This is a genomic window from Bartonella sp. MU70NMGDW, assembly GCF_042194085.1.
Lineage (GTDB): Bacteria > Pseudomonadota > Alphaproteobacteria > Rhizobiales > Rhizobiaceae > Bartonella > Bartonella grahamii.
The window spans coordinates 1-4,050 of the sequence record NZ_JBHIMK010000126.1 but is presented as its reverse complement, the minus strand read 5'-3'; the positions used below and the strand labels follow the sequence as shown (position 1 = coordinate 4,050).

Here is a 4,050-nt window from a genome sequence, read left to right as displayed (position 1 = left end):
ATACTAATAACACCACCGTAGCGTCCATCAGCATAAAGAGCAGAAAGAATTGCTCGATAATCTGAACGCGCCTTGGCTAGCAAACCAGAAGAACTGGCGGACGCTTTCTCTTTATCAGCAACAAGAGAAGAAACAGATTTAACTATTTTTATACCTTCTAATGGCGCGCCTGGCGGAGCAACAACATCAACTTTATAAAATCTCTCTGTACTTTTGGCATAATTTGAAGGAGAATTTGTTTTCTTTTGACCAAAAAAAGGTATGCCGAAAAAATCAAATGCAGCAAGTGGCTGTGGAAAAGCAAAAGCGAAACACAAGCCTATAAATACACAGCGCACAGTCCCTGATTTTAACAAAATTCTTGCCTGGTATACCATAAAATCAGATACCTTATAATACACTTTGCATCTACTACACTTTAAATAATATAAAAATGGGAAAGGTAAATATAATTACTTTGCACATTTTACACGTTTTATCACATCAAATAACATTCTGCGATACATAACGTCACCCTCCCCTTATATTTTCATAAAATTCTGCACTGTTGCATAACACGAACAGCCTCATTCTTTTTCCTTAACATATTTATTTAGCTTATTATAAACGTTTTATTGCGTTCCATACTATCATGGTTAAATTTGTACAAATGACTTTCCATGAGAACGCTAAAAAACTGCCTACGTATATAGATCTCTCTATAAAAAAAACCATAGAGATGCTTCTTGATTTTTATGCATAGATATGATTGTCTCTACAAAGTCTAAAGGGGGAAATAAACAAATGATCGCACGTGTTACAACTGTCGCTTTTCGCGGTCTAGAAGCAGTCCCTGTGGATGTACAGGTTATGATTTCATCTGGTAAAATAGGAATGGCTATTGTTGGATTAGCTGATAAAGCAGTTGCAGAAAGCCGTGAACGTGTACAAGCAGCCCTCCACGCTTGTGGACTTTCTATGCCTACTAAACGGATTACGATTAATCTTGCACCAGCTGATTTGCCTAAAGAGGGCTCGCATTATGATTTGCCAATCGCCGTAGGCTTAATGCTTGCTATGGGAATCCTCCCTCCCGAAGTAGCACAAGACTATATCATTTTAGGAGAATTATCACTGGATGGTTCACTTACCGCTGTTAATGGTGTTTTACCAGCTGCCATGACAGCTTTATCACTCGATAAAGGACTGATTTGTCCTTTCCAATGTGGACCTGAAGCTGCTTGGGCAAATGCAGAAATAAATATTCTTGCCCCAGAGACTCTGCTCACTATAGTCAACCATTTCAAAGGAACCCAAATTCAAAAACGTCCACAACCGCGCCAATATACTATCGAAACTGAACTTCCAGATCTTTGCGAAATCAAAGGACAGAAAACAGCCAAACGTGCCTTAGAAGTTTGTGCTGCTGGACGCCATAACCTCTTGTTTGTAGGACCTCCTGGTGCTGGGAAATCTATGTTAGCGCAACGCTTACCTTCCATTTTGCCACCTCTTGATAGCCGTGAGCTTTTAGATGTCTCTCTGATTGCTTCTATTACAGGAGAAGCGGTTCATAATACCATTTCACTTCATTGCCCCTTTCGTTCCCCACATCATTCTGCTTCCATGGCCGCAATGATTGGTGGGGGACTTAAAGGACGACCGGGAGAGGTCTCCCTTGCCCATAATGGTGTGTTATTTCTTGATGAATTGCCTGAATTTTCTCCGCAGGTTCTTGATTCTCTTCGTCAACCCTTAGAAAGTGGGGAATCGGTTATCGCCCGCGCTAATCACCATATTAGCTATCCTGCTCGCTTCCAACTCATTGCCGCAATGAATCCTTGCCGTTGTGGTATGGCAGGCGAAAAAGACCATGTTTGCGCTAAAGGAATACGCTGCCAAATCGATTATCAGTCCCGTATTTCTGGTCCTCTGCTTGACCGAATTGATTTACGGATTGATGTCCCTGCTTTGACAGCTATGGACCTTATGCAACCAGAACAATCAGAAAAAAGCTGCGATGTTGCCAAACGCGTCGCACGATGCCGTACCATTCAAGCTAAACGTTTTGCAACAATGGGGTTTGATCATATTCGCACCAATGGCGATTGCCCTGCCAAAATTATAGAACAGATTGCCATTCCTGATAAAAGTGCGACCACACTCTTACGAGATGTGAGTGAAAAAATGCACTTCTCTGCACGCGCTTATCATCGCATTCTCAAAGTTGCACGCACAATTGCTGATCTTGACGAATCAGATAATCTTTCACGCTATCATCTCGCAGAAGCTATTTCCTATCGACTAGGCACAGAAAGATTAACAGCTCTTAATTAAAAAACTATTCATCAATAAAAACTTATTGGAAAATACCGCAAATAAAGTTCTGTAAGTTTACCATCCTCTTCTAGAGATTTCAGCGCATAATTGAGTATATCAACCAATTTTTCATTCTTTTTTCCAACAGCAAGCTGCATTCCTTGTCCCAATAACTGTGGCGCCATATATGCCCCCCCAACAAAATGACAGCAATCAACAGATTTTTGTTTTTTGAACCATAACGATAAAGCAAATCCATTATCAAAAATAAGGTCAATTTTACGCTCCTGTAATGCTTTATAGAGCTCTTCTCTCTTTTTAAATTCTTGCCATTTTGCTTTAGGAAAATAATGATGAAAGAGCTTTTCGTGAATACTTTTAGACAAAACACCACTGGTTAAATGCACCAATTGATCGCTTATTGGCTCATCGAGATCTAAAAGTCGAGAAGCAACAAATCGCGCTGGAAAGCGCAAATATGACTTTGTAAAAACAAGATCTTGCTGGGTTTTACTTGTTTCTTTTAAACCCGCAATAATGACTTCTGCACCACCATTTTTAACATATTCTACAAGCTCTTTCCAAGGAATTACTTCTACTTCACAAAGCTTCTCTAATTTTAATTTTGAGCAAATAGCGCGCAATAAATCGATATTATAACCTGCAAGATGCCCCGTTTGATCAAGGAAATTAAAAGGAGGAAAATCAAAAGTTGTTACAAAACGCAAACGAAGAATATCCGTCGTATCAGGTTGTACCAAATGTTCATGCGAATCAAAAAAAGAAGGCAACCTTTCAGCTTCTCCGTAAGAGGAAAATAGAACCCCCCCTGCTACAAATAAAATACGAATAAAAACATTGTATGGATTATTGAATAAAAAGTACCATAAACGCAATTGAAGATGTTTTATATATATAGATTTTTTTATTTTCAAAATCTCTCCCCCATTTTTAAAGCTAAGATGCAACCCTTCTCAATTATTATCTAACGCACTTCACCAAAATATCTGGCGTTTAATAAATAAAATTCTTGCTATTTATAAAAAGTAATTTGAGAGAAAGGCGATTTGATTTTTTAAATATAAGAAATAAGCTGTACATACTTTAGTGGCACACTCCATTTTATCAAAACCATTTTCTTGCGTATCACAACCAGAGGGAGTATATAGACACTATTAAAGAAAAGAGTAAAAATACCCTTCAAATGCCGAGGGTTTTCTCAACATTAAGGTTGCATCAACATTTAAGAACCGGAAAATAAAATGATGATGCTGGTTTGTGCCTTATTGTCAATATGGGCAAAATGAGGGACATGAATCTTGTAGTATTCACAGGGTATTTTGCGTTATACTATTCAAACATCGTTGTAAAATGAGTTTAGGAACATTGAGAGATGTTTCTTAAAAAAGCGCGTGAATAACAGTGCAATGGGCTTTGTTTTAAATAAGGGACGTAACCTCCATTACAGAAATGAGAAAAACAAAAGCGTAAGACAATGCGTCATCACCCCCATTCTTTAAAAACATCGCCGTAAACGTTTTTAAAAGTTGTAAAACTGAATAAAAGAACGATAGTGGAAACGTGCTTTTACATTTACGCCTTTATATTTTCCACATTTTAAAGATAACACAAACTAATATACCCAATATTTTCGCCTCAATCTAATATACAAAAATTTGAGCTGCTTAGAGAGCTCGTAACCTTTGTTTTAAATATACGGCAGCATTAGAATTGAAAATTGATTTATGGATA

The 4,050-nt window shown here is 37.9% G+C and carries 2 protein-coding genes and 1 pseudogene; 1 reads left to right on the top strand and 2 read right to left on the bottom strand.

All coding sequences use genetic code 11. The annotated features are described in order from the left end of the window. Positions 1 to 377: pseudogene (locus tag ACFIKE_RS08545) on the bottom strand (outer membrane protein assembly factor); the annotation flags it as partial. 406 nt (positions 378 to 783) lie between these two features. Between ACFIKE_RS08545 and ACFIKE_RS08540 the strand changes: the two are divergent. After that, positions 784 to 2,316 carry a YifB family Mg chelatase-like AAA ATPase gene (locus ACFIKE_RS08540; RefSeq protein ID WP_375649292.1) on the top strand — a complete coding sequence of 511 codons (1,533 nt, stop codon included), beginning with the start codon at positions 784 to 786 and terminating at the stop codon, positions 2,314 to 2,316. 11 nt (positions 2,317 to 2,327) lie between these two features. Here ACFIKE_RS08540 and ACFIKE_RS08535 read toward each other — a convergent pair whose 3' ends face one another. Next, positions 2,328 to 3,233, bottom strand: a complete 906-nt coding sequence (locus ACFIKE_RS08535) for a transporter substrate-binding domain-containing protein (RefSeq protein WP_375649289.1) — start codon at positions 3,231 to 3,233, stop codon at positions 2,328 to 2,330. Positions 3,234 to 4,050: the final 817 nt, after the last annotated feature.